The organism is Natronomonas salina (assembly GCF_013391105.1).
Lineage (GTDB): Archaea > Halobacteriota > Halobacteria > Halobacteriales > Haloarculaceae > Natronomonas > Natronomonas salina.
In genome coordinates this window covers 3,107,932-3,130,185 of record NZ_CP058335.1, presented here as the reverse complement: position 1 = coordinate 3,130,185, position 22,254 = coordinate 3,107,932, and the positions used below count along the sequence as shown (strand labels likewise).

Genomic DNA, 22,254 nt, shown 5'->3' with positions numbered 1-22,254 from the left:
CGGGGGCCGGGTGTAAACGCGTTGCCCTTCGGCGTGTCCGTTGGGTGGCCGGGTCGACCGCCCCGGGCCTCTCTCCCCGTGCTCAACGCCCGCGATCGTCACCGTCCGCGCCGCCGTCGCCGTCCGCGCCGTCCCGGCCGGTGCGTCGCCCTTCGTCCGGCGCGAGCGCGTCCTGGAGGTTCTCGACGTCGGCGATCTTGCCGAGGTCGCCCATCGTGACCTCGCTCATCTGGGAGGCGTCCTCCCCGGTGGCGATGCCGCTGGTGAGGATGCTCCGGACGCCCTCCTCGATGGTCATGTCGATGTCGTAGACGTCCTCCTCGGGGACGTACGTGAGGAAGCCGCCGGTGACGGGGTTCGGCGCCAGCGGCAGGAACATCGCCACCATGTCGTCGTGGTCCGTCGCGGTCTCGATCCCCTTCGGCGCCGCGCTCGTCTTGAACCCGAGGACGTAGACGTTCTCCTCGAGGGCCTGGACGAGCTTCACCTCCTGGAAGTTCTCCGCGTTGTCGTTGAGCATCACGTCGCCCATCCGCCGGAAGCTCTTGTAGACGGTCCCGATCCCCGGGATGGAGGCGATGGCGAGGTCGACGTAGCTGATGACCCGCTCCCCGTACCGGTTGCGTCCGATGGTGCCGAGGACGAGCACGACCGCGAGCAGCAGGACGATGGTGATGATCTCCGTGAGGAACCCGATGACGAAGGAGTACAGTCCGAGGTCGATGAGGAGACTGATGAGCTCGACCCGCCGGAACATGTCGATGATCCCGGCCCACTCGAGGACCCCGATCACCGGCTGGAGCGCGCCGTAGACGAAGTCGAGACCGATCCGGAGGACGTACAGCGTGATGATGAGCGGGATGGTGATCGCGATGCCGGTCAGCAGCGTATCCAGGAGAGTCTTGTAGAGCGACTCACCGGTCTGACGGGCCGTGGATCGGGACTCGTCGGGGTCGTCGGGCGACTCGGACGGCATCAGTGTCAGACCGTTGGACGGAGCGAAGGAAATCAGTTGCGGGGGCGGACGGACGCAGTGCGGGCCGGGCCGCCGACACTCCCTAGCGCTCCCTGACGACGACGAACTCCGCGAGGTCCTCGAGGTAGCCGACCGCGTCCGAGTCGACGGCGTCGGCGGAGTCCAGCGCCTGGAGGGCGGCGTCGGACTCCTCGCGGGCGCGGGCGTTGGCCTCCTCCGGCGTCATCTCGGTGATCTGGACGAGCGACGGCCGCTCCATCGCCTCGTCCTGGCCGGTCGGCTTCCCGAGGGCGTCGGGGTCGGCCGTCGCGTCGAGGACGTCGTCGCGGATCTGGAAGGCGATGCCGACCCGCTCGGCGTACTGGCCGAACGCCTCGACGGTGTAGGCGTCGGCGTCGGCCGCGATGGCGCCGAGTTCGGCGGCCGCCCGGAACAGCGCGCCGGTCTTCCGCCGGGCTAACTCCATGTACTCCCGCTCGGTGGTCGGCCGGGCGACGAGCTCGGTGGCCTCGCCCTCGCCGAGTTCCACCATCGACTCCGCGACGACCCGCATGGCGCGCTCGTCGGCGGAGAACAGCGCGAACGCCTCGCCGAGCAGGCCGTCGCTGGCGACGATGGCCGAGCCGTGGCCGAAGGCGGCCCAGGCGCTGTCGACGCCGCGACGCAGCGCCGACTCGTCGATGATGTCGTCGACGACGAGGGAGGCGTTGTGGACGAGTTCGACGCCGACGGCGAAGTCGACGGCGTTCCGCGAGCCCGGCGAGTCCCGGCCGGCCTCCCCGGCCAGTTCGCCGCCGGCGGCCTCGAAGGCCAGCAGCGTCACCATCGGCCGGACGCGCTTGCCGCCGGACAGCGAGACGTGCTCGAGGCGGGAGGTCAACGCCTCGGGCTCCGTGGCGTCGAGCACCGACTCCAGGCGGGCCTCCACCAGCTCCCGTCGGCGCTCAAGGTACTCCATGGAAATCGGTAGGGAGACCCCTCGGAAGTACATTACGAACCACAACGTCGGGTCGGTTTCTCGGGGCCGAGAGCGCGGCTCGTCGACTGTCCGGAGGTTGCTGCCGGCCGACAGCTCCGACCTCGCTGCTGACCGTCGGCCGCGTCCCACGTTTTTCACGGAGGCCGCCCAAGCCCCCGGTATGGTCACGGAGCTACGCGACGGCGTCTGGTGGCTCGACTGCACGGGGGTCAACGCCTACCTCGTCGAGGACGGGGACGGGCTGACGCTCGTCGACGTCGGGACGCCGTTCGACGCCGCGAGGATCGAGGCGGGGATCGACCAGGCCGGGTTCGCCCGCGAGGACGTCGATCGGCTCCTGGTGACCCACTACGACTTCGACCACGTCGGCGCGGCCGCGAAGCTCGCCGTCGACGCGCCCATCTACGTCGGCCGCGGCGACGTGGCGTACGCGACCGGCCGGGAGCGGCCGCCGCTCCAGGGACCGAAGACGTTGCTCCAGCTCCTCAGCGGCCCGTTCGTCGGCGACCTCCCCGAGGACCGCGTCCGCCCGGTCGACGACGGCGACGAAATCGGGGGGTTCACCGCCGTCCACACCCCGGGTCACACGCCGGGCCACACCGTCTACCTCCACGAGGACCGCGAGGCCGCGTTCCTCGGCGACGCGGTCATGGAGCAGGGCGGCTCGCTGCGACCGTCGCCCTGGGTCGTCTCCTACGACACCGACGAGGTCCACCGGAGCCTGCGGGACCTCGAGACGCGAGCCGGCGACTTCGAGGTCGCCGCGATGGGCCACGGCCTCCCGTTCGGCAGACGCGGCAGCGAGCGGCTCCGCGAGGCCGTAGACTCTCTGTAGGGACTCCGTCCGGCGGTTCCCCCGCTCCGTCCGGCCCTGTGAACCCGTCCCGACACAGGTTTTTGTCCCTTCGGGGCCAACATCGAGGCATGACGGACGAGCGCATCTCGACGCCGAGTGGCTGGACCGAGGCAGACTACGACTCCGACCGACCTGACGTCCGGCAGGCCAAGCAGCCGGCCGTCTTCGAGCACGAGTCCGGCGACGTCTCCGTGTTCGTCCGTCCCGACGCCCCCGGCGACTCGTCGAACTGGCAGGTCGAGGTCGGCGAGGGGAGCCGGGAGAACCTCGCCGACGCCGACGCGGTCAACGTCGGTATCTCCGACCGCGCCAGCGCCATCGAACAGGCCAAGGAGATGATGGAGCAGATCCAGCGGGAGGGGGTTCCGGCGTCGACGACCGACGTCGACTGGAAGTCCCGGCTCCGGTAACCGCCAGCGCCCGGCCGTCGAGCGATCGCCGACGGCTCTCGCGGGCCGCAGAAGGGGGGAAGAAGTGGAACGTTCCGAAGCGGTCTCCGGGTCGGGAGCGGTGGCGCCGACCGTCAGAGGGTCCGCCGGCTCCCTGAGGCCTGCGGGAACACGAACGACTGGGACGCCTGCGCGTCGCCGCCGTCCGAACTGCTCGAACCGCACTGGTTGCTGCCGCCGGAGTCGTCGGACTGGCTGTCGTCGGTATCTGAGCTACCGCCGTCGGATCCGGATTCGGTGTCGTCGGTGCCGGAGTCGCCGGAGGTGGACTGTCCGCCGTCCTCGGTCTCCTCGGTGTCGTCCTGCTCCGTGCTGGTCTCCGTCTGCTCCGATCCGTCGGTGGAGTCCGCGTCGGATTCCTGCTCGGTCTCCTGGGTGTCCTCGGACGGGCTCTCCTCGCTGTCCTCGGTCTGCTGGCCGCCGTCGTCGTCGAGGCGCGCCTCGATCCACTCGACGACGTCCTCGCGGTTGCCGAGGTCGCCCTTCAGCTCGATGGTGGGCGTGAACTCGACGCCCTGCGACCAGGCCTCGTCGGCGGCCTCTTCGAGGTCGGGGTCCCAGTTCTCGAGGTTGTCGGCGATGTACCCGGCGTTGTCGACGCCAGCCGAGTTCATGATCTCCTCGAGTTCGTCCCGGCTCAGGTCCCCGGGCTGGCGGCTCCAGATTTCGGCGAAGAAGTCCCAGACGCTCTCGGGGTCCTCCTCCCAGACGCCGCAGGCGGCCTGCCCGCCCATGACGCCGTCCTGGCTGATGTACGGGTTGCCGTTCTCGTCGTACTCCAGGGGGCTGAAGGTCAACTGCAGTCGGCCGGTGTCGACGAACTCCGAGACGATCTCGTCGAAGGAGCTGTCCACCATGTCGGAGGTGTACGGGCAGTCGAAGCTGCCGTACACTGTCGCGACGGGCGCATCCGAGTTCTCGCCCATCGTCGGGTACTCGTGCTGCGACGTGTCCTCGGGCGTGGGGGCGTCCGAGGTGTCTGCGCCGCCGACTCCGGAGAGCGCTCCGGTGCCGGCGATTGCGACGCTACTGGCGACGATAAACTGCCGTCGGTTGGTCTCCATCAACGGTGGCAAACACACAGATAGTTCACTTGAATGTACCTCCGGTACTGATGGGTCGTTTAAGAGACAACAGAAAGTGGTAACAGCCGATCAGACCAGTTCCTCGGCGACCGCCTCGACCGACAGGAGCTCCGGGTCGAGGATGTGGCCGGCCTGTCCCTTCACGAACTCCGGGACGGAGTCGCGGGTGTAGATGACGACCCGGAGGTCGGGGTTGAGGTCCTTCGCGATGGTGACCGACGTGGCGAGCCCCGCGTCCGTGAGGACGAGGACGTCCGCGTCGACGATGCCCGCCTCCTCGAGGGCCGGCCGGTTGGCCGTCCCCTCGGCGCGGGCGACCTCGGCGCCGCCCGCTTCGAGGGCGTCGCCCAGCCCGTCGGGGTCCGCCCCCGCGACGACGACCTCACTCATACTCGATGGTCGCCGGCGGTTTGTGTGTCACGTCGTAGACGACGCGCGAGACGTTCTCCAGGGAGCCCGTGATGCGCGACTGGATCCGCTGGAGGGTGTCCCAGTCGAGTTCCTGGGCGCGGGCGGTCATCCCGTCGCGGGACTCCACCGACCGGACCGAGACCACGTAGCCGTGGACGCGGTTGTCGCCCTTCACGCCGGTGGCCTTCCCCAGCACCGCGGCCAGGGCCTGCCAGGGCTCGTACTCCTCGAGTTCCTCCTCGACGACGTGGTTGGCCTCGCGAGCGACGTGGAGCTTCTCCTCGGTCACCTCGCCGAGGACGCGGATGGCCAGCCCCGGGCCGGGGAACGGCATCCGCTCGGAGACGACCTCCTCGAGGTCCAGCGCGCGGGCGACCTCGCGGACCTCGTCCTTGTAGAGGTCCCGCATCGGCTCGACGATGCCGTCGAAGTCGACGACCTCCGGCAGCCCGCCGACGTTGTGGTGGGACTTGATCGTCCCCTCGGACTCGATGCGGTCCGGGTAGATGGTCCCCTGGACGAGGTAGTCGGCGTCGACCTCGCGGGCGACGGTCTCGAACTCCCGGATGAACTGCTCGCCGATGGCGTGGCGCTTCTCCTCGGGGTCCGTGACGCCGGCTAACGCCTCGAGGAACCGGTCGCGTGCGTCGACGATGCGGAGGCTCTCCATGTAGTCGAACGTCTCCCGTACCCCGTCGGTCTCGCCCTTCCGCATCAGGCCGGTGTCGACGTAGACGGGCGTCAGCTGGTCGCCGACCGCCTCGTAGGCCAGGGCGGCGGCCGTCGAGGAGTCGACGCCGCCCGACAGCGCGATGACGGCGTTGGCGTCGCCGATCGCCTCGCCGATCTCGTCGATCTTCTCGTCGATGAACGCCTCGGCGTCGACCATCAGGCGGCCACCTCCTCGGGATCCTCGCCGGTCGACTCGAGGATGGTCTCGATCAGCTCGACGAACGGCGGCGACGCGCGCCCCGGCCGGGAGCGGAACTCGGGGTGGAACTGCGTCCCGAAGAAGTACGGGTGGTCCGGTAACTCCAGTATCTCCATGCGGTTGCCGGCGCGGCCGGAGAACTTCAGGCCCGCGGACTCGAGGTCGTCGATGTACTCGGGGTTGACCTCGTAGCGGTGGCGGTGCCGCTCGGTGCAGGAGTCGTCGCCGTAGACCTCGTGGGCGAGCGTCCCGGGTTCGATGTCGGTCTCGTGGGCGCCGAGCCGCATCGTCCCGCCCATGTCCTCGACCTCGTACTGCTCGGGCAGGATGTCGATGACCGGGTGCGGGGTGTCCGCCTCCATCTCGGCGGAGTGGGCGCCCTCGAAGCCGCAGACGTTGCGGGCGAACTCGACGACGGCCATCTGGAAGCCGAGACAGAGCCCGAGGAACGGGACGTCGTTCTCGCGGGCGTACTGGACGGCGTCGATCTTCCCCTGGGTGCCGCGGGCGCCGAAGCCGCCGGGGACGATGATGCCGTCGGCCCGCTCCATCCGTTCGGCGTGGGCGGCGTCCATCTCGTCGGCGTCGACCCACAGCACGTTGACCTCGGTGTTGGTCTCGAAGCCGGCGTGCTTCAGCGACTCGTGGATGGACATGTAGGCGTCCTCTAGCCCGTACTTGCCGACGAGGGCGACGTCGACCTCGTCGGTCGCCTCCTGGGTGACGATCTCGCGCCACTCGTTGGCCCGGTCGGCCGCCGGGATGGCCCGCTCCTGGAGGCCGAGTTCCTGCATGACGTACTCGTCGAGGCCCTCCTCCTCGACCATCAGCGGGACGTGGTAGATGTCCTCGACGTCGGGGTTCGAGAAGACGGCCTCCGTCGGGACGTCGCAGAACAGCGCGATCTTCTCCTTGGTCTCCGGGTCGAGCTTGTCCTCACAGCGGCCGACGAGGACGTCGGGCTGGAGGCCGATCGAACGGAGCTCCTTGACGGAGTGCTGGGTTGGCTTCGTCTTCTGTTCGCCGTTCTTCGAGTAGGGGACGAGCGTGACGTGGGTGAAGAGGATGTCGCCGTCCTCTTCCTCGTGGGCGAACTGCCGGAGCGCCTCGAGGTACGGCATCCCCTCGATGTCGCCGACCGTGCCGCCGACCTCGATGATGCAGACGTCGTGGCCCTCGGCGGCCTCGCGGATGCGCCGCTTGATGTCGTCGGTGACGTGCGGGATGATCTGGACGGTCTTGCCCAGGTAGTCGCCGGCCCGCTCCTTCTCGATGACGTGGCGGTAGGTCTTCCCCGTCGTGACGTTGTGGTCGAACGTCATGTCGACGTCGAGGAACCGCTCGTAGTTCCCCAGGTCCAGGTCGACCTCGCCGCCGTCCTTCAGGACGTAGACCTCCCCGTGCTGGTAGGGGTTCATCGTCCCGGCGTCGACGTTGAGGTACGGGTCGATCTTGACCGCCGTCACGTCGAACCCGGCGTTGGCGAGCAGGCGCCCGGTGCTCGCGGCGGTGATGCCCTTCCCTAGTCCAGACATCACGCCGCCGGTGACGAAGATGAATTTGTTCCCCAGTGTGGGGTCGTAGTCAGTGAGCTCCGTCGGCATACCGACGGTGCGCGAGCGTCAGACAAAACGGTTTCGACCCACCTCCCTGCGCGGGCGGATTCCGGGGAGACCAGCCACAGTCACCGGGGCCAATCAGGGAAGTAGTGAAGGGACTTCTCGGGCGTCGGATGGCGTTCCCGGCGTCTCCGCACTCCGGCTCGTGCCACCCGGCCACACACGTTTTGAATATATTAGGCGAACGCGTGATTACCTCTGGTTGACATGATATACTTGACTATGGATGCGGTCGGACTCACCGACGAGGACGAAGCACAGATCCGAGAGTACCTCGAGAAGCCGGCGCACGCCCGGACGACCGACGACCTGGTGCCGGACGACGACTACTCGGGCTGAGCACAGGGCTCGTCGACCGACCGTTCGTGACCGGGCCCGATAGCCCGTCGGCTCGTCTCCCCCATCCACTTCGTTCTCTCCGTCGTCCGATCCCCGAGAGTGGACCGCCAGCGGTGTTCAGACGTCGGCGACCGGCAGCGTGAACGAGAAGGTCGCGCCCTCGCCCGGTTCTGAGTCGACCCAGATGTCGCCGCCGTGGCGCTCGACGATGCGTTCACAGAGCGCCAGGCCGATCCCCGTCCCCTCGTACTCCTCGTGGCTGTGCAGCCGGTCGAAGACGGTGAACACCCGGTCCTGGTCCCCTGGGTCGATGCCGATGCCCTCGTCGGCGACGGAGACCACCCACTCCCCGTCCCGCCGGTCGACGTCCACGTGGATCGACGGCGGGTCGTCCCCGTGGTAGGTGAGCCCGTTGTCGAGGAGGTTCTGGAAGACCTGCCGGAGCTGGCTGGCGTCGCCCTGGACGGTGGGGAGGGACTCCGAGGTGACGTCGGCGTCAGTCTCCCGGATCTGTAACTGGAGGTCCGCGAGGACGTCGTCCAGCACTGTCTCTAGGTCGACGGGCTCGAAGGGGTCGCCGCGGGTCTCGACGCGGGAGTATTCCAGGAGCGCGTCGATCATCTCGCGCATCCGCTCGGCGCCGTCGACGGCGAAGTCGATGAACTCCTCGGCTTCCTCGTCCAGCTGGTCGGTGTACCGTCGCTCGATGAGCTGGAGGTAGCTCGTGATCATCCGCAGCGGCTCCTGCAGGTCGTGGGAGGCGGCGTAGGCGAACTGCTCGAGGCGCTCGTTGGACTCCTCGAGCTTCTCGACGGTGTCCTCCAGTTTGCGCTTCGACTCCCGGCGTTCGGTGACGTCGGTGAGCGTCACGACGGCGCGGCTCACGTTCCCGTAGTCGTCGTAGACCGGCATCCCGTGTTCCATGATGATGCGCCGCTCGCCGTCGAAGGCCTCGATCTCGTAGACGTTCGGCTCCGCGACCGCCTCGCCCTGGAGCACCCGGTACATCGTCCAGTCCTGGGGGTCGACAGGGTCGCCGGAGTCGGCCCACGTCGCGGTGTACTTCTCGTACTCGTCGACGGAGTCGACGTCGAAGACGTCGCCGCCCCAGATCTCCCGGGCGGCGTCGTTCGCCCGCAGCAGCGACCCGTCGGCGTCGGCGACGACGGCCCCGACGGGGAGGACGTCGAAGAGGGTCTCGAGCTCCCGGCGCTGCCGCTCCAGTTCGAGTTCGGCGCGCTTCCGCTCGGTGATGTCGGTCAGCGCCCCGGGGAAGGTGACGGCCTCGCCCTCGTCGTCGCACTCGACGTGACCGCGTGCGACGACCCACCGGAGCTCGCCGTTGGCGTTCCGGACGCGGTACTCGGCCTCGTACTCGGCGCAGTTCTCGACGGCGGCGTCGATCTTCTCGGCGACGCGCTCGCGGTCGTCCTCGTGGATCGAGGACAGCAGCCGCTCGATGGGGACACCCTCGCGGGCGTCCTCCGGGTCGACACCGAAGGTCCTCGCGAAGGTGGGGCCGGTGACGAACTCGTCTTCGGGTACCTGCCACTCCCAGGTGCCGACCGCGCCGGCCTCCGTGGCGGCCTCCAGTTGCTCCTTGGCCTCCTCGAGGTAGTGCTCGTGTTCCTTCTGCTCGGTGACGTCCTGGGCCATCGTCATCCCGGCGAAGACGTCGCCGCGGTCGTCTGTGATCGGGACCGCGTGGAACAGCCACTCCCGGCCGGCGTACGCCAGTTCGATCGACGTCTCCTCGCCGTCCAGCGCCGACTCGAAGGCGGGTCGGAGCTCCGCGGCGGTCTCGTCCGGCCAGACCTCGTCGAAGCGCCGACCCTCGAGGTCCCCTGGTTCGACGGGGATCCGGTCGAACCCCTGGCCGGCGGCCAGCGAGTACACGAGGTCGTGGTCGAACAGCGTGACGAGGCCGTTCGGGAAGTACTCCGCGAGCGTCCGGTAGCGCTGCTCGGACTCCTCGAGGGCCTGCTGGCGCTCCTTCCGCTCCGTGATGTCGCGGAAGTACACGGAGATGCCCGTCTCGGAGGGGTAGAGGTTCGCCTCCACCCAGAAGTCGAGGGTGTCGTAGTAGAGCTCGTAGCTGGTCGCCTCCTGGGTGTCCCGCGCGGTGTGGAAGGCCTCCCAGACCTCGTCGATCTCGGCGGCCGAGGGGAAGACGTCCCAGAGCCGCCGGCCGAGCAGTTCGCCCTCGTGGTGCTCCAGGAGCTCCTCGGCGCGCTCGTTGACGTGGGTGAACCGGAACTCCTCGTCGACGGCGTAGAAGGCGTCGGAGATCCGCCCGAGGACAGCCTCGAGCTCGGTCGAGAGCCCCGCCTCGCGCTCGTGGCGGGCGGTCACGTCGCGGACGACCAGCAGGTACCCCCGGTGGGTGCCGTCCTCCCGGAGCGCCCGGAGCGTCTCCGAGGCCCGGAACTCGCTGCCGTCGCGCCTGACGCGCCAGCCCTCGGTCTCGACGGACCCGTCCGCGAGGGCGTCCTCGAGGTGGCGCCGGGGAACGTCCGCTGTGCGCTCCTCGTCCCGGTAGAGCGTCTCGACGTGCCGACCGAGCAGCGCCTCGCGGTCGTAGCCCGTCTGCTCGAGGACGACGTCGTTGACGGCGACGACGCGGCCCTCGGCGTCGAGCTGGCAGACCCCGTCGCCGACGGTCTCCAGGAGCGTCTCGTACCGCCGGAGCGCCGTATCGGCGTCGACGTCGCCCCAGAATCCCCCCTCTTCGGTATTCGTGTCCGCGCGACCGGTCATTACGTAATGGTCAACGCTGGAACAGTTAAGGGCGGCGTTGTGCACAGGTTAGGGCGGCCGCGATTCGTCGGCGCCTCGAACGCTCACTCCGCGGTCACACCGACAGCATCGCCGCGATCTTCTCGGCGACCTTCTGGGTCTGTCCGACGAAGTGGTGGTCGGCGCTCACGACCTCGACCGTCCCGCCGGTCTCGCGGACCCGCTCGGCGACGGCCTCGGCGTCGACCGTCGTGTCGCGCTCCCCGTAGACGACGCCGACGGGACAGTCGATGTCCCCCACGGCCGCGACGGCGTCGATGTCGTCGGTAATCCGGTCCGCCGGGGAGAGCGCCGCGGCTGCGAAGGGGGCGCGGTCGGCCGCGGACTCGCGGGCCGCGACGACCAGCGCCAGGCAGCCGCCGAAGCTGTAGCCGAACAGGCCGACCTCGTCGAACTCCTCTCGCGCCCACGCGTAGGCGTCGCGGGCGTCCGCGAGCTCGCCGGGGCCGCCGTCCCAGTCGCCATAGTCGAACCTGAGACAGGCGCAGTCCAGCGCCTCGCCGACCGCCCGCAACCGGGCGTCGGTCCGGCTGCCGCCCATCTGGGGGTGCGGCGGGCAGGCGACGACGCAGGCGTCGGCGTCCGGGCCGTCGACCGTCGCGCGGACGTCCCGGTCCGAGGGGACGACGACCTCCTCCGAGTCGGTCATGGCCGGGGCTTCGCTCCCGAGGGACTTGAACGTGGAGGCGGCGGTACCGCCCCGCCGCCGTCGGGGGGTTCCGTGATCGGGCGCCATGCAACAGTAGTTTAATACGACTGCTTGACAAGTGGGTGAACAATGGCTCGCGGGAACCGGTTCGTCTCGGCCAGCGGCGCCCGGCGTATCGTGGAGGCGGTGGGGGTGGCCTACCTCATCCTGGCTGCAGGCTGGCTGCTGGCGCCGATTCCCCTTGACACCACGCTGGTCGACGACCTCGTCGAGTTCCTGCTGATTCTGGCCACCGGGTGCGTCCTCCTGTACGGTGGCTACCGGCTGCCCTGGTTCGACGTTCGTCCGCAGTTCTACCCCACGGTCGCGAAGTGGACCCTCGGCGGCATCGGGGTGTTGCTCTGCCTGCTGGGGTTCTACAGCCTCCAGCCCGGCGAGGACGTCGGCAACGTGGCGGCCGTCTTCATCCTGACCGGGCTCGCCGGCATCGCCGGGTTCGCCGGCGGGGTCCACAGCGCGCAGGCGAAGACGCGCGCCAGCGAACTCGAGGAGACCGTCGAACAGCTCCAGACGGCCAACGAGCGCCTCGAGCACTTCGCGTACGCCGCCTCCCACGACCTCCAGGAACCCCTGCGGATGGTCTCGAGCTACCTCCGGCTGCTCGAGACCCGCTACGAGGACGACCTGGACGAGGAGGCCCACGAGTTCATCGAGTTCGCCGTCGACGGCGCCGACCGCATGCGGGCGATGGTCGAGAGCCTCCTGGAGTACTCCCGGGTGACGACCCAGGGGGAGTCCTTCGAGCGGACCGACACCGAGGAGATATTCGAGGGGGTCCTCGACGACCTCCAGTTGCGCATCGAGGAGACGGGCGCGGAGATCACGACCGGCGAGCTGCCGACCGTGGTCGCCGACCCAGACCAGATCGCGCAGGTGTTCCAGAACCTCCTGTCGAACGCCATGCAGTACAGCGGCGACGAGCCGCCGCGGATCCACGTCGGCGCCGAGCGGACCGGCGAGGCGTGGCTGTTCTCGGTGGCCGACGACGGCATCGGCATCGACCCCGAGTACCACGACCGCATCTTCAACGTCTTCGAGCGGCTCGGCACCACCCCCGAATCCGCCGAGCGCGGCGCCGGCGGCATCGGACTGGCGCTCTGCGAGCGCATCGTCGAGCGCCACGGCGGCGACATCTGGGTGGAATCGACGCCCGGCGAGGGCGCCACGTTCTACTTCAGCCTCCCGGCGTCCGCGGAGGAACTGCCGCTCCCCCCGGAACAGGCCGCGGTGGCCGGATAGCGGCCGGTCGCGGCCGATCCGGTGGGCGACCGCGCTACTCCTCGAGGAGCCGCTCGCCGGTCATCGCGTCGGGCGCCTCGACGTCGATCAGCCACAGCAGCGTCGGCGCGATGTCGGCGAGCGTGCCGCCGTCGCGGACCGAGAAGCTCCCCCGGTCCCCCTCGGGGGAGACGTAGACGAACGGGACGGGGTTGGTCGTGTGGGCGGTGTGGGGGTCCTCCGGCGTGCCCATGTCGTCGGCGTTGCCGTGGTCGGCGGTGACCAGCAGGTGCCCGCCGGCCTCGCGGACGGCCGCCTCGAGCCGGCCGAGTTGCTCGTCGACGGCCTCGACAGCGGCGACCGCCGCCTCGAAGTCGCCCGTGTGGCCGACCATGTCGGGGTTGGCGTAGTTGAGGACCAGGACGTCGGGGTCCTCGCCCGCTCGCGGGTCGCTTCGCTCCCCGCTCGCGGATTCCGAGGCGCGTGGCGCCTCGCCCGCGATGTACTCGATCGCCGTGTCGGTCAGCTCCGCGGCGGACATCTCGGGCCGGCGGTCGTAGGTCGCCACGTCCGGACTGTCCACGATCTCGCGGTGCTCGCCTTCGAAGGCGACCTCGCGGCCGCCGTTGAGGAAGTAGGTGACGTGGGCGTACTTCTCGGACTCCGCCATCCGGAGCTGCGTGAGGCCGGCCTCGGAGACCACCTCGCCGAGGGTCTTCTCGGGTTCCAGCGGCGGGTAGGCGACCGGCAGGTCGAACGTCTCGTCGTACTCGGTCATCGTGACCAGCCGGACGTCGGGCGGCGACGTGTCGAAGGCCCACGACGGCTCGATGTCGGCGAGCATCCGGACGAGCTGGCGGGCGCGGTCGGCCCGGAAGTTGAAGAACACGACCGCGTCGCCGTCCTCGAGTGCGGCTTCGCCCTCGACGAGCGTCGGCTCGACGTACTCGTCGGTGTCCCCGCGCTCGTAGGAGGCTTCGGCGGCCGCCACCGCGGACTCTGACTCGTGGGGCGCCTCCCGGTGGACGATGGCGTCGTAGGCGCGCCGCGTCCGGTCCCAGTTCTCGTCGCGGTCCATCGCGTAGTAACGCCCGCAGACCGTCGCGACGTCGCCGGTGCCGGCCGCCTCGACGACGGACTCCAGTTCCGCGAGGTAGCCCGCGCCGCTCTTCGGGTCCGTATCGCGGCCGTCGGTGAAGGCGTGCGTCACGGCCTCGACGCCCCGCTCGGCGGCGAGTTCGACGAGCGCGTGGAGGTGCGCCTGGTGGGAGTGGACGCCGCCGTCGCTGACCAGCCCCATGAAGTGCAGCCGACCGCCGTGGTCCCTCGCGTACTCGACGGCGTCGCCGATGGCGTCGTTGTCGGCGAAGACGCCCGCGTCGATGTCGTCGGTGATCCGCGTCGAGTCCTGCTTGACGACGCGGCCGGCGCCGATGTTGAGGTGGCCGACCTCGCTGTTGCCCATCTGGCCGTCCGGCAGCCCGACCCGGCGGCCGTGCGTCTCGAGGGTGCCGTCGGCGCCCGCCTCGCGCAGGCGGTCGAAGTTCGGCGTGTCGGCGGCGGCGACGGCGTCGGACCCGTCGCCCGCGCCGGACTCGCTCAGCCCCCAGCCATCGAGGATGACCAGCGCTGCTCTCATTGGTGGAGTGAACTCGCGGGCGAGGTAAGGCCGTGTCGGTGTCGAACGCGCCGTCCCCGCGGAGGTATCCACCCGACCGTGCCGGTACCCGGTGGGGTTTTCACGCTCCGGCGGCATCCACTCCCACATGGACGCGTTCGAGGCGTCGGCGAACGTGCCGCGCGAGGAGTTCTCGTTCGACCACCGGCCCGAGACCGGCCAGTCGTTCGAGAACGCGCTGGCGAAGGTGCGGTCGGGCAAGCGGCTGACGGTCGACGACGCCGTCGAGTTGCTGACGACGGGCACCGAGAGCGACGGCATCGACCTCGGGCGGAAGGAACTGGTCCTCGAGGCCGCCGACCGCCGGCGCGCCGAGGTCGTCGGCGAGGAGGTCACCTTCGTCGCGAACCTGAACAACAACGTCACGACCGCCTGCAACGTCGGCTGCCTGTTCTGCAACTTCAAGGACGCCGCCCAGCGGTTCGAGGCCGACCACGACGGCGAGAACGACGGGTTCACGAAGACGCCCGCAGAGTCCCGCGAGATCGTCGGCGACGCCGTCGAGCGGGGCATCTACGAGGTCTGCTCGGTGTCGGGGCTCCACCCCGCGCTGGCGCTGGACGACGAGCACCGCGAGGCCTTGGAGGCCCGTGCGGCGGACCCAGCGGTGGACGCAAGCGACGCGGCGGAACTGAACTACAAACCGCCCGAGGCCTACGAGGAGGACCCCGGGACGTACGTCGAACAGATCCGCGCGATGAACGTCGACGGCGTCCACGTCCACTCCATGACGCCGGAGGAGGCCTACCACGCCCGCCGCGGGACCGACTGGAGCTACGAGGAGGTATTCCGCCGGCTGAAGGCCGCGGGCCTGGATTCGGTCCCCGGGACGGCGGCCGAGATCCTCGTCGACGAGGTCCGGGAGGTCATCTGCCCCGGGAAGATCGGCACCGAGGAGTGGCTCGAGGCGATGGCGGCCGCCGCCTCGGTCGGCCTCGACACGACGGCGACGATCATGTACGGCCACGTCGAGAACGAGGCCCACCGGGCGCTGCACCTCGAGCGGATCCGCGAACTGCAGGACCGGACCGGCGCCATCACGGAGTTTGTGCCCCTGTCGTTCGTCCACCCGGAGACGCCGCTGGCCGAGCGGGGGATGGTCGAGGAGGGCGCGTCGGTCCACGAGGACGAACTGATGATCGCGGTCTCGCGGCTCTTCCTCGACAACGTCGAGCACATCCAGTCGTCGTGGGTGAAGTACGGCGACGCCCAGGGGCTGAAGCTGCTGAACTGCGGGGCCGACGACTTCATGGGCACCATCCTCTCGGAGGAGATCACCAAGCGCGCGGGCGGCGACTACGGCGAGTTCCGGTCGTTCGACGAGTACGCCGAGATGATCGAGGCGATCGGCCGCGTGCCGGTCGAGCGCTCGACGGACTACGAGCAGCGCCGGCGGATCGACCCGGAGGCCGGGACGCCGGGGCCGACGCTGGGCCCGAAGGCCGACGGGACGCCGCTGCTGTAGTCCTCGCCGCCGACGCCTGCCGGTTCGCCCGGCACTTGCTGTCACCACGCTTAACTGTCGGCCCGCTGCACCACGAGTCGATGGAAGACCCACTCTCCCGCCGTCGCGTGCTCGCGGCCGGCGGCGTCGGTGCGGCGCTCTCGCTTGCGGGCTGTGACTCGCTGCGCAGCCAGGACGCCCAGGGCTCGGACTCGGCGGACGCCACGGTGACGGTGTTCGCCGACCTCGACCAGGAGGAACTGGAGTCCTACCAGTCGGAGCTCCGAGAGCAGGTCCAGTCCGGCGAACTCAGCCAGCAGGAGGCGCAGACGCAGGCCAGACAGAAGCAGGTCGAACTGATGCAAGCGTCCGTCGAGTCCTTCGAGGAGCGGGCCGCCGAGAACGACGACCTCGAGGTGACGGACAAAGTGGCGCAGTCCGGCGTCCTCCTCGTCGAGGGGACGGGCGACGCCATCGTCGGCACCCTGGGATACGAGGAGGTCCACGGGCTGCTCGCCGAGTCGGAGTTCGAGCAGTACCAGCAGGCCGGACAGTCGGGGGGGTCGAACCAGACCGGCGGAACCGGCCAGTCGAACCAGACCGGCGGCTCGGACGGTAACGAGACGGCCGACGGAGCTGAGACGCCCGAAGGGACCGCCGACTCGGCCTAACCGAGCAGTCGCCGGTACCGACGCCCCGCCTCGTCGTCGGCGTGTATGGCGGCCTGAATCTCCTCGGAGAGCCAGCCGCCGTCGACGAACCGCTGGTATACGGGCAGGCGCTCCCGGAGTGGGACGCCCGCCTCCTCGGCGACGTCCTCGAGTTCCCGGAGCTGCGGCCACGCGTACTCCGGGTTGACGTGGTCGTCCGTCACCGGCGAGACGCCGCCGAGGTCGTCGATGCCGCAGTCCAGCAGGTCCCGGACGGGCGCGAGGTTCGGGGGAGACTGGACGGACACCGCCTCGGGGAGGGCCGCGCGGGCCATCGCGGTCACGCGGCGGAGCGCCTCGAGGTCCGGCGACCCCTGCTGCCAGCGCTCGTTGTCCACGACGGGCTGGACGATGACCTCCTGGACGTGGCCGTACCGCTCGTGGAGTTCGCGGATGGCCAGCAGGCTCTCGGCGCGGTCCCGCCAGTCCTCGCCGACGCCGACGAGGATGCCGGTCGTGAAGGGGACGCCGACTTCGCCCGCGGTGGCGATTGTGGCGAGCCGCTGGCCCGGCTCCTTGCGCCGGGAGCCGGCGTGGGCCCGGATCTCGGCGGTCGTCTCGAGCATGACGCCCATCGAGGCGTTCAGGTCGGCGACCAGTTCCATCTCCTCGCGGGTCTGGTCGCCGGGGTTGGCGTGCGGCAGCAGGCCGCAGTCGAGGGCGATCTCGCAGGCCTCCCGCAGGTACGAGTGGATGGAGTCGTGGCCCCACTCTTCGAGCTGCTCGTGGATCTGCGTGTAGCGGTCGTCGGGGTCGTCGCCGAAGGTGAACAGCGCCTCCGTACAGCCGGCGTCGGCGCCGCGCTCGCAGATCTCGCGGACCTCCTCCGGGGAGAGCAGCGACGCCTGCCCCGGCGGGTCGTAGTAGGTGCAGTAGGTGCAGGTGTACCGGCAGGCGGTCGTCAGCGGGACGAACACGTTGCGTGCGAAGGACAGTTCGTCGGCGGCGTCGACGTCGGCCGGCGTGACCGCCAGCAGCCGCTCGACGGCGTCGTCGTCGACGGTCAGTTCGACCCCGTAGGCTCCTGCGCCGAACACACCCCACACTGACGGGGTGGTGGCATTAAAAGGCTCGCCGCACTGTCGGCGGGCGAGCCGGACGCGGCGGCCCGACGACGCTCAGGGTGCCCTCGACCGGCGGGTCGGGGCCGCCCCGTCGCGACGCGAGGAGACCTCGCGCAGTATTGTGTTCGTTCCGACAGGACAAATCCTTTGTCCCCGTCAGCGCCCGGCGATCACGCGGCCGTCGGTCGATTCCACCGCGAACCCGGCGGTCTCGAGCCAGGACAGCGCCCGGCCGCCGCCGTGGAGGAGGACCTCGGCCAGGTCCTCGGGTTCGTCGACGTCGACGGCCAGCCGGAAGGAGTCGACCGTCTCGACGTCGGCGCCCACCTCGCGGGCGATGCGGCGGTGATCGCGGATCGAGGCGCCGTGGTAGTCGACGGCGAACTCGGGGTGACGGGTGACGAAGGCGTTCGTTCCGCCGCCGAGGCCGGGGGCGAGGGTCACCTCCGCGTCGGTCTCGAACAGCCGCCGGAGCGCGGCGGGGGTCGCCAGCGCCAGGTCGGCCATCACCACCGCCATCGGCGCCTCGAGGTGTGCGTTCACCGCCGCCGTCAGCGGGCGGTCGTCGACGACGACCGGGTGGGGACAGTCGATCGGCGCCGTCGAGAGGACGGTCGGGTCGCCGTCGGCTGCCCGTATCGCGTCGCAGACGTCGAGGAGTAGTTCGCGGGCGAAGGCCGTCCGTTCGTCCGGTTCGAGGACGTCGGCGAGCCGCGTCTTGGGCTCGTCGGCCGCGAACGGGACGAGGACGTCCATCTACCGCAGTCGGCTCGGGCTCTGCTGGCGGGACTTGTACAGTCTGTAGCCGCCGCCGATCAGTGCGACCAGTACGACGATTGCGACGAGCCCCATCGCGCCCATGCGTAGCATCCGGTTCTGGGAGGCCTCCTCTTCGGCCTGCCCTGCGCTGTCGATCGCGTTCTGGAAGTTCTCGTTCTCGTAGGAGGAGATGGCGCTGTTCAGCAGCGCCTGGCCGCTGTCGGAGCTCGAGGCCGCGACCGCCTCGCGGGCGTCGTCGATGGCGCTCCGGGCCTCCGCGCTCTCCTGGGTGTAGTGGTGGACCCTGTAGCTCGCGACGGCCTGCTGGCTGCCGCCGGCGGCCGTCTGCGTCAGGTTCGCGGCGACGAACTGCTGTGGCGGGTCGTAGCTGTAGTTGTCCACGGCCGGCGCCGTGCCGTCGACGCGGATCTCGACGCGGTTGACGCCGTCGTCGATGTCGATCTCCTGAGACAGCGAGTCGGTCTCGACCGTGTCGATCTGGTTGCCGCCCTGGTCGTACAGCTTCACGGTCCAGGTGGCGTCCTGCAGTTCGGTCTCGCCCTCGAGGGTCCACGTCTCGTACTCGTCGAACAGCTGGGTCAGCTCGAAGCTGGCCTCGACGTCGCTGCCGACCTCGGCGTCCTCGGGCAGGGTCTGGGCGCTGCTGTCGACCGCGGCGGCCGGTCCGACGAACAGCGTCGCGACCAGGGCGAGGACGACGAGCAGCGACGGGAGCTTACTCGTCATCGTCGCCGTACTCGACCAGTTTGTCCAGGTCGTCCTTGCTCTTCGCGCGGAGCTTCTCGACGTTCTCCTCGGCCTCGACGGCCATGCGCTGCATCTCCTTGACGCGCGGGACGTCCGTCACGCCCGAGAGCATCACGATGGCGGCCACGCGGTCCTCGTTCGGGAGCGGGTAGTCGCCGGCGCGGACCTCCATACACTGGGTGGTGTTCTCCAGCCACGTCCGCGCCTTGTCGATGCCCTTCCGGTTGAGCGCCTCCGGCGGCCCGGAGACCAGGAGGAGCGCGCGCTCGGTGCTGTCGACCTCGCACTGCAGGGTGAGTTTGCCGAGGGTCGCTCGGCGGACCAGCGACGTGATGCGGTTGGTCGCGTCTCCCTTGCTGTCGAGTCCGTCCTGTTCGTTGCCGCCGCGGAACCGGTCGAGGAGGCCGCCGCCGTCGCCGGTCTCGACCTCCTCGCTGGCGTACCCGACACTCGAGATGCCGTGCTCGCCGAGCGTGTTGATGATCTCGGAGGCGTCGACGACGCTCTCTGCGACGTCGTCACCCAGGGCCTCGACCTCGCCGGCGGAGAACAGCGCGCCGAAGCGGGTGATGATCTCCTGGTTGATCTCCGCGTAGCCCTGACCGAGGCTCTCGCCGCCGGTCTTGAACGTGTCGTTGTCGAAGGTCAGGAGGTTGTCCACCTCGTCGACGAACTTCTGGAACGACCGCGCCGCGTTGCGGTTGTAGATGCCCCCCTCGTCGCGGGCCGGCAGTATGCCGAGCCCGTAGACGGGTTCGACGTACAGCCGCTGGAGGTGCTCGGCCAGCACCGGCGCGCCGCCGCTGCCCGTGCCGCCGCCCAGCCCGGCCATCACGAGGAAGCCGTCGATCTCGCTGGAGGTCATCCGGTCGATCGCCGTCTGGATCTCCTCCATGTCCTCCCGGGCGCAGCGTTCGCCCAGTTCCGGTTCCGTCCCTGCCCCGTGTCCCTTGACCACCGACTGGCCGATGAGAACGCGGTTCTCCTCGGGGACGTATTCGAGACCCATCAGGTCCGCCTTCGCGGAGTTCACCGCGACGGCGTGACCGATGATACCAGTTCCTCGGGTCGAGTCGTATTCGAGGAACCGGTCGAGGATCTTCCCGCCGGCCTGCCCGAAGCCGATCATTGCAAGTTTCATGACGTTGCTTACCCTGCTAACCGGGCCACGGGAAGGATAAGCTTTCGCCTACGTCAGACAGTGAGACGGCGCTGGAGACCGGGGCAGAACTCCTGAGTCCGGGTAGCAGGAGCCTACCCGGCGGTCTCGTCGGGGTCGACGCCCAGATACGAGGCCAGCGTCGTGAGCTCCGACTCGTCGACGCCGAAGGCGCCGACGTCGTTGCCGGTCGTGGTGTTGTCGAACTGCAGCGAGCGGTACTGGTCGGACCCCATCGGCGCGCCGGGGAGGTGGTCGGCCAGCGAGAGGCCGACCTTCGCCAGGAACATCGGGATGGGGACGACGTCGACCGGCTTGCCGTCGGCGGCGTGAGCCAGCCGCGCGACCTCGGCGAGCGTCAGCACCTCGGGGCCGCCGATCTCGTATATCTGGCCGACGTGGGGGTCCCCCTCGGCGCCGGTCTCGCCCTCGTCTCCGTCACCGCCGGAGACGGTCCCCTCCAGGGCGTCGGCGAGCATCGGCACGACGTCGCCGACCCAGAGCGGCTGGAACCGCGTCTTCCCGCCGCCCGGCAGCGGCGTGAGGTAGGGCGTCGCCAGCTTCTTCGTGAACTCGACGAACTCGCCGCCGTCGCCGAAGACGACCGACGGCCGGAAGACGACCCACTCCAGGTCGGCGTCCCTGACGGCGGCCTCGGCCAGCCCCTTCGACCGGATGTACGCCGTCTCGCCGTCCGGGTCGGCCCCGAGGGCGCTCATCTGGACGAGCCGCGGGACGTCGTGGGCCTCGGCGGCCCGGACGACGTTGGCCGTGCCGTCGCGGTGGACCTCGAAGTGCCTGTCGTCGCCGCCGGAGGGCTTGAACAGCGGCGACAGCGCCACGAGGTTGATGGCGGCGTCCTGACCCTCGAAGGCCCCCTCGATGGAGTCGTACGCGGTGACGTCGCCCATCGCGGTCTCAACGCCCGCCGGGAGCGTCGCCTCCCCCGGGTCCCGCGACATCGCGGTCACCTCGTGGCCCCGCTCGTGCAGCTCTCGACACAGGTGCTGGCCGATGAATCCGGTCCCGCCCACGACGAGGATGCGCATACCGGGAACGACTCGCGGCTGCTCCATAAAGGGCCGTGGCGGACCGCCGGCGCGGTCGGGCTACTCGTCGAAGCCCAGCAGCTGGCCGACGATGCGCTCGGGGTCGTCGTTGCCGAAGGCGGACTCGACGAGCAGCCGGCCGCCGAGGACGGAGGGGCTCAACACGGTATCGGCGCCGGCCCGGCGGAGCTTCGGGACGTTCTCGCGGTCGGTCGCCGCGGCGACGATGCGGAGGTCGGGGTTGAGCTCCCGGGCCGTCAGGATGGACAGCGCGTCCTGGGCGTCGTCGTCGGTGGCCGCGATGAACGCCGCCGCCCGCTCGATGTGGATGCGCTGCAGCGGCTCCTCGTCGCTGGGGTCGGCGGTGATGACCTGGTACCCCCGGTCGCGGAGGCGCCTGGCCTCGTCGTCGTTGCGGGTGATGACGACGGCCGAGCGGTCGCCGAGACTCTCGATTATCGGTTCGGTCAGATCGCCGTAGCCGACGACGATGTAGTGGTCTTCGAGGACGTCGAGTTCTTTCTCGCTCATGTTTCCGAGTGCGGTTGCCAGGCGGGCCTCGATGAGCGGCCCCAGCAGCGTCCCGAGGGCGACACCGAAGCTGGCGACGCCGGTCAGGAGCACGGACATCGAGAAGAGGCGGCCGAACTGCGAGGTGGCGGCGATGTCGCCGTAGCCGACCGTCGAGGCGGTGACGAGCGTGAAATAGAAGGCGTCGAGGGCGGTGTTGACGCCCTCGAACTCCTCGCGGAGCGCGTAGGTGCCCACGGTCCCGTACGTCTGGACGCCGACGATGGCCGCCAGCGACGCCAGTTGCGTCGTCGTCATGTTCACCGACCGCCGGAAGTGATGCCAGTTGATCAGCACGAACGGCAGCGACACCAGGGAGAGACCGACCAGCGGGAGGGAGAGCACGCTCGACTGCACCAGCCCCTGGAAGGCCGTGATCGGCAGCAGGACGACCGTCGTGTACCAGGCCACCCGGAAGCGCCGGCGGAGCCCGTAGGCGCTGACGAGCATCAGGAAGCCGGTCATCGCGCCGGTGAAGCCGGCGATGCGGGCGGCCGCCGGCGGGACGTACTCGGCGAGCGGCCCCGAGACCCCGGTCGCGCTGATGTTGACGATGCCGGTGACGACGGACAGGACCGCGACCACCGCCGTCAGCAGGATGGCCACCCGCGTCCGGAGCAGGTTCGAGGACGAGAAGTCCGACTCCGAGGTGGCCCCCATACCCCCTGTTTCCGCGGTGTTCGGT

The 22,254-nt window shown here is 69.8% G+C and carries 21 protein-coding genes; 6 read left to right on the top strand and 15 right to left on the bottom strand.

Features of this window, described 5'->3' with window-relative positions:
- Positions 1-82: 82 nt before the first annotated feature.
- On the bottom strand, positions 83-976 hold the full coding sequence (locus HWV07_RS16140) for a DUF502 domain-containing protein (protein WP_178335297.1): 894 nt from the start codon (positions 974-976) through the stop codon (positions 83-85).
- An 82-nt stretch (positions 977-1,058) separates the two neighbouring features.
- Entirely contained in the window at positions 1,059-1,934 is an 876-nt protein-coding gene (locus HWV07_RS16135) for a polyprenyl synthetase family protein (RefSeq protein ID WP_178335296.1), read from the bottom strand.
- A 181-nt stretch (positions 1,935-2,115) separates the two neighbouring features.
- On the opposite strand from HWV07_RS16135, the gene HWV07_RS16130 reads away from it, so the two are divergent.
- The gene (locus tag HWV07_RS16130) at positions 2,116-2,790 is read left to right on the top strand and encodes an MBL fold metallo-hydrolase (protein ID WP_178335295.1); all 675 of its coding nucleotides are present in this window, start codon (positions 2,116-2,118) and stop codon (positions 2,788-2,790) included.
- 89 nt (positions 2,791-2,879) lie between these two features.
- Positions 2,880-3,221: a hypothetical protein gene (locus tag HWV07_RS16125; RefSeq protein WP_178335294.1), complete on the top strand. Its 342-nt coding sequence runs from the start codon at positions 2,880-2,882 to the stop codon at positions 3,219-3,221.
- A 113-nt stretch (positions 3,222-3,334) separates the two neighbouring features.
- Here HWV07_RS16125 and HWV07_RS16120 read toward each other — a convergent pair whose 3' ends face one another.
- From HWV07_RS16120 to pyrG, 4 genes are all read right to left on the bottom strand, one after another.
- Positions 3,335-4,324, bottom strand: coding sequence for a DsbA family protein (locus tag HWV07_RS16120; RefSeq protein WP_178335293.1), 990 nt, complete (start codon positions 4,322-4,324; stop codon positions 3,335-3,337).
- Positions 4,325-4,414: 90 nt separating this feature from the next.
- A complete protein-coding gene (locus HWV07_RS16115; RefSeq protein ID WP_178335292.1) occupies positions 4,415-4,735 on the bottom strand; it encodes a DUF7126 family protein in 321 nt (106 codons plus the stop codon).
- A complete protein-coding gene (guaA, locus tag HWV07_RS16110; protein ID WP_178335291.1) occupies positions 4,728-5,645 on the bottom strand; it encodes a glutamine-hydrolyzing GMP synthase in 918 nt (305 codons plus the stop codon). The genes HWV07_RS16115 and guaA overlap by 8 nt, the downstream gene beginning before the upstream one ends.
- Positions 5,645-7,291 (bottom strand): glutamine hydrolyzing CTP synthase, encoded by a 1,647-nt coding sequence (gene pyrG, locus HWV07_RS16105; RefSeq protein WP_178335290.1) that lies wholly within the window; start codon positions 7,289-7,291, stop codon positions 5,645-5,647. Before pyrG ends, guaA begins: the two co-directional genes overlap by 1 nt.
- 222 nt (positions 7,292-7,513) lie before the next feature.
- On the opposite strand from pyrG, the gene HWV07_RS19975 reads away from it, so the two are divergent.
- Entirely contained in the window at positions 7,514-7,645 is a 132-nt protein-coding gene (locus tag HWV07_RS19975; protein ID WP_281362308.1) for a hypothetical protein, read from the top strand.
- Positions 7,646-7,762: 117 nt separating this feature from the next.
- Here the strand turns inward: HWV07_RS19975 and HWV07_RS16100 are convergent, their stop codons facing one another.
- Together HWV07_RS16100 and HWV07_RS16095 are read right to left on the bottom strand one after the other, a co-directional pair.
- Positions 7,763-10,402, bottom strand: coding sequence for a PAS domain S-box protein (locus tag HWV07_RS16100; RefSeq protein ID WP_178335289.1), 2,640 nt, complete (start codon positions 10,400-10,402; stop codon positions 7,763-7,765).
- A gap of 94 nt (positions 10,403-10,496) precedes the next feature.
- A complete protein-coding gene (locus tag HWV07_RS16095) occupies positions 10,497-11,090 on the bottom strand; it encodes a dienelactone hydrolase family protein (RefSeq protein ID WP_178335288.1) in 594 nt (197 codons plus the stop codon).
- A 129-nt stretch (positions 11,091-11,219) separates the two neighbouring features.
- Here HWV07_RS16095 and HWV07_RS16090 point away from each other — a divergent pair, with 129 nt between their 5' ends.
- A complete protein-coding gene (locus tag HWV07_RS16090) occupies positions 11,220-12,389 on the top strand; it encodes a sensor histidine kinase (protein WP_178335287.1) in 1,170 nt (389 codons plus the stop codon).
- 34 nt (positions 12,390-12,423) lie between these two features.
- On the opposite strand, the gene gpmI is transcribed toward HWV07_RS16090, so the two are convergent.
- The gene (gene gpmI, locus HWV07_RS16085; protein ID WP_178335286.1) at positions 12,424-14,007 is read right to left on the bottom strand and encodes a 2,3-bisphosphoglycerate-independent phosphoglycerate mutase; all 1,584 of its coding nucleotides are present in this window, start codon (positions 14,005-14,007) and stop codon (positions 12,424-12,426) included.
- 127 nt (positions 14,008-14,134) lie between these two features.
- On the opposite strand from gpmI, the gene cofH reads away from it, so the two are divergent.
- Together cofH and HWV07_RS16075 are read left to right on the top strand one after the other, a co-directional pair.
- Positions 14,135-15,511 (top strand): 7,8-didemethyl-8-hydroxy-5-deazariboflavin synthase subunit CofH, encoded by a 1,377-nt coding sequence (cofH, locus tag HWV07_RS16080; RefSeq protein WP_178335285.1) that lies wholly within the window; start codon positions 14,135-14,137, stop codon positions 15,509-15,511.
- Positions 15,512-15,591: 80 nt separating this feature from the next.
- The gene (locus HWV07_RS16075) at positions 15,592-16,161 is read left to right on the top strand and encodes a hypothetical protein (protein WP_178335284.1); all 570 of its coding nucleotides are present in this window, start codon (positions 15,592-15,594) and stop codon (positions 16,159-16,161) included.
- Here HWV07_RS16075 and cofG read toward each other — a convergent pair.
- From cofG to HWV07_RS16045, 6 genes are all read right to left on the bottom strand, one after another.
- Positions 16,158-17,237: a 7,8-didemethyl-8-hydroxy-5-deazariboflavin synthase subunit CofG gene (gene cofG / locus HWV07_RS16070; protein ID WP_178335283.1), complete on the bottom strand. Its 1,080-nt coding sequence runs from the start codon at positions 17,235-17,237 to the stop codon at positions 16,158-16,160. The genes HWV07_RS16075 and cofG overlap by 4 nt on opposite strands.
- Before the next feature lie 183 nt (positions 17,238-17,420).
- The gene (gene cofC / locus HWV07_RS16065) at positions 17,421-18,020 is read right to left on the bottom strand and encodes a 2-phospho-L-lactate guanylyltransferase (RefSeq protein ID WP_178335282.1); all 600 of its coding nucleotides are present in this window, start codon (positions 18,018-18,020) and stop codon (positions 17,421-17,423) included.
- A complete protein-coding gene (locus HWV07_RS16060) occupies positions 18,021-18,770 on the bottom strand; it encodes a hypothetical protein (RefSeq protein WP_178335281.1) in 750 nt (249 codons plus the stop codon). It abuts the gene before it with no gap.
- Complete coding sequence (locus HWV07_RS16055) at positions 18,760-19,932, bottom strand: tubulin/FtsZ family protein (RefSeq protein ID WP_178335280.1); 1,173 nt, start codon at positions 19,930-19,932, stop codon at positions 18,760-18,762. The genes HWV07_RS16060 and HWV07_RS16055 overlap by 11 nt, the downstream gene beginning before the upstream one ends.
- Before the next feature lie 113 nt (positions 19,933-20,045).
- On the bottom strand, positions 20,046-20,999 hold the full coding sequence (locus tag HWV07_RS16050) for a complex I NDUFA9 subunit family protein (RefSeq protein WP_178335279.1): 954 nt from the start codon (positions 20,997-20,999) through the stop codon (positions 20,046-20,048).
- A 60-nt stretch (positions 21,000-21,059) separates the two neighbouring features.
- The gene (locus HWV07_RS16045; protein ID WP_178335278.1) at positions 21,060-22,229 is read right to left on the bottom strand and encodes a DUF7126 family protein; all 1,170 of its coding nucleotides are present in this window, start codon (positions 22,227-22,229) and stop codon (positions 21,060-21,062) included.
- Positions 22,230-22,254: the final 25 nt, after the last annotated feature.

Bases quoted from the DNA above. Each gene is read 5' to 3' on its own strand.
- HWV07_RS16140 (WP_178335297.1), bottom strand. From the start codon at position 976: ATGCCGTCCGAGTCGCCCGACGACCCCGACGAGTCCCGATCCACGGCC.
- HWV07_RS16135 (WP_178335296.1), bottom strand. From the start codon at position 1,934: ATGGAGTACCTTGAGCGCCGACGGGAGCTGGTGGAGGCCCGCCTGGAG.
- HWV07_RS16130 (WP_178335295.1), top strand. From the start codon at position 2,116: ATGGTCACGGAGCTACGCGACGGCGTCTGGTGGCTCGACTGCACGGGG.
- HWV07_RS16125 (WP_178335294.1), top strand. From the start codon at position 2,880: ATGACGGACGAGCGCATCTCGACGCCGAGTGGCTGGACCGAGGCAGAC.
- HWV07_RS16120 (WP_178335293.1), bottom strand. From the start codon at position 4,324: ATGGAGACCAACCGACGGCAGTTTATCGTCGCCAGTAGCGTCGCAATC.
- HWV07_RS16115 (WP_178335292.1), bottom strand. From the start codon at position 4,735: ATGAGTGAGGTCGTCGTCGCGGGGGCGGACCCCGACGGGCTGGGCGAC.
- guaA (WP_178335291.1), bottom strand. From the start codon at position 5,645: ATGGTCGACGCCGAGGCGTTCATCGACGAGAAGATCGACGAGATCGGC.
- pyrG (WP_178335290.1), bottom strand. From the start codon at position 7,291: ATGCCGACGGAGCTCACTGACTACGACCCCACACTGGGGAACAAATTC.
- HWV07_RS19975 (WP_281362308.1), top strand. From the start codon at position 7,514: ATGATATACTTGACTATGGATGCGGTCGGACTCACCGACGAGGACGAA.
- HWV07_RS16100 (WP_178335289.1), bottom strand. From the start codon at position 10,402: ATGACCGGTCGCGCGGACACGAATACCGAAGAGGGGGGATTCTGGGGC.
- HWV07_RS16095 (WP_178335288.1), bottom strand. From the start codon at position 11,090: ATGACCGACTCGGAGGAGGTCGTCGTCCCCTCGGACCGGGACGTCCGC.
- HWV07_RS16090 (WP_178335287.1), top strand. From the start codon at position 11,220: ATGGCTCGCGGGAACCGGTTCGTCTCGGCCAGCGGCGCCCGGCGTATC.
- gpmI (WP_178335286.1), bottom strand. From the start codon at position 14,007: ATGAGAGCAGCGCTGGTCATCCTCGATGGCTGGGGGCTGAGCGAGTCC.
- cofH (WP_178335285.1), top strand. From the start codon at position 14,135: ATGGACGCGTTCGAGGCGTCGGCGAACGTGCCGCGCGAGGAGTTCTCG.
- HWV07_RS16075 (WP_178335284.1), top strand. From the start codon at position 15,592: ATGGAAGACCCACTCTCCCGCCGTCGCGTGCTCGCGGCCGGCGGCGTC.
- cofC (WP_178335282.1), bottom strand. From the start codon at position 18,020: ATGGACGTCCTCGTCCCGTTCGCGGCCGACGAGCCCAAGACGCGGCTC.
- HWV07_RS16060 (WP_178335281.1), bottom strand. From the start codon at position 18,770: ATGACGAGTAAGCTCCCGTCGCTGCTCGTCGTCCTCGCCCTGGTCGCG.
- HWV07_RS16055 (WP_178335280.1), bottom strand. From the start codon at position 19,932: ATGAAACTTGCAATGATCGGCTTCGGGCAGGCCGGCGGGAAGATCCTC.
- HWV07_RS16050 (WP_178335279.1), bottom strand. From the start codon at position 20,999: ATGCGCATCCTCGTCGTGGGCGGGACCGGATTCATCGGCCAGCACCTG.
- HWV07_RS16045 (WP_178335278.1), bottom strand. From the start codon at position 22,229: ATGGGGGCCACCTCGGAGTCGGACTTCTCGTCCTCGAACCTGCTCCGG.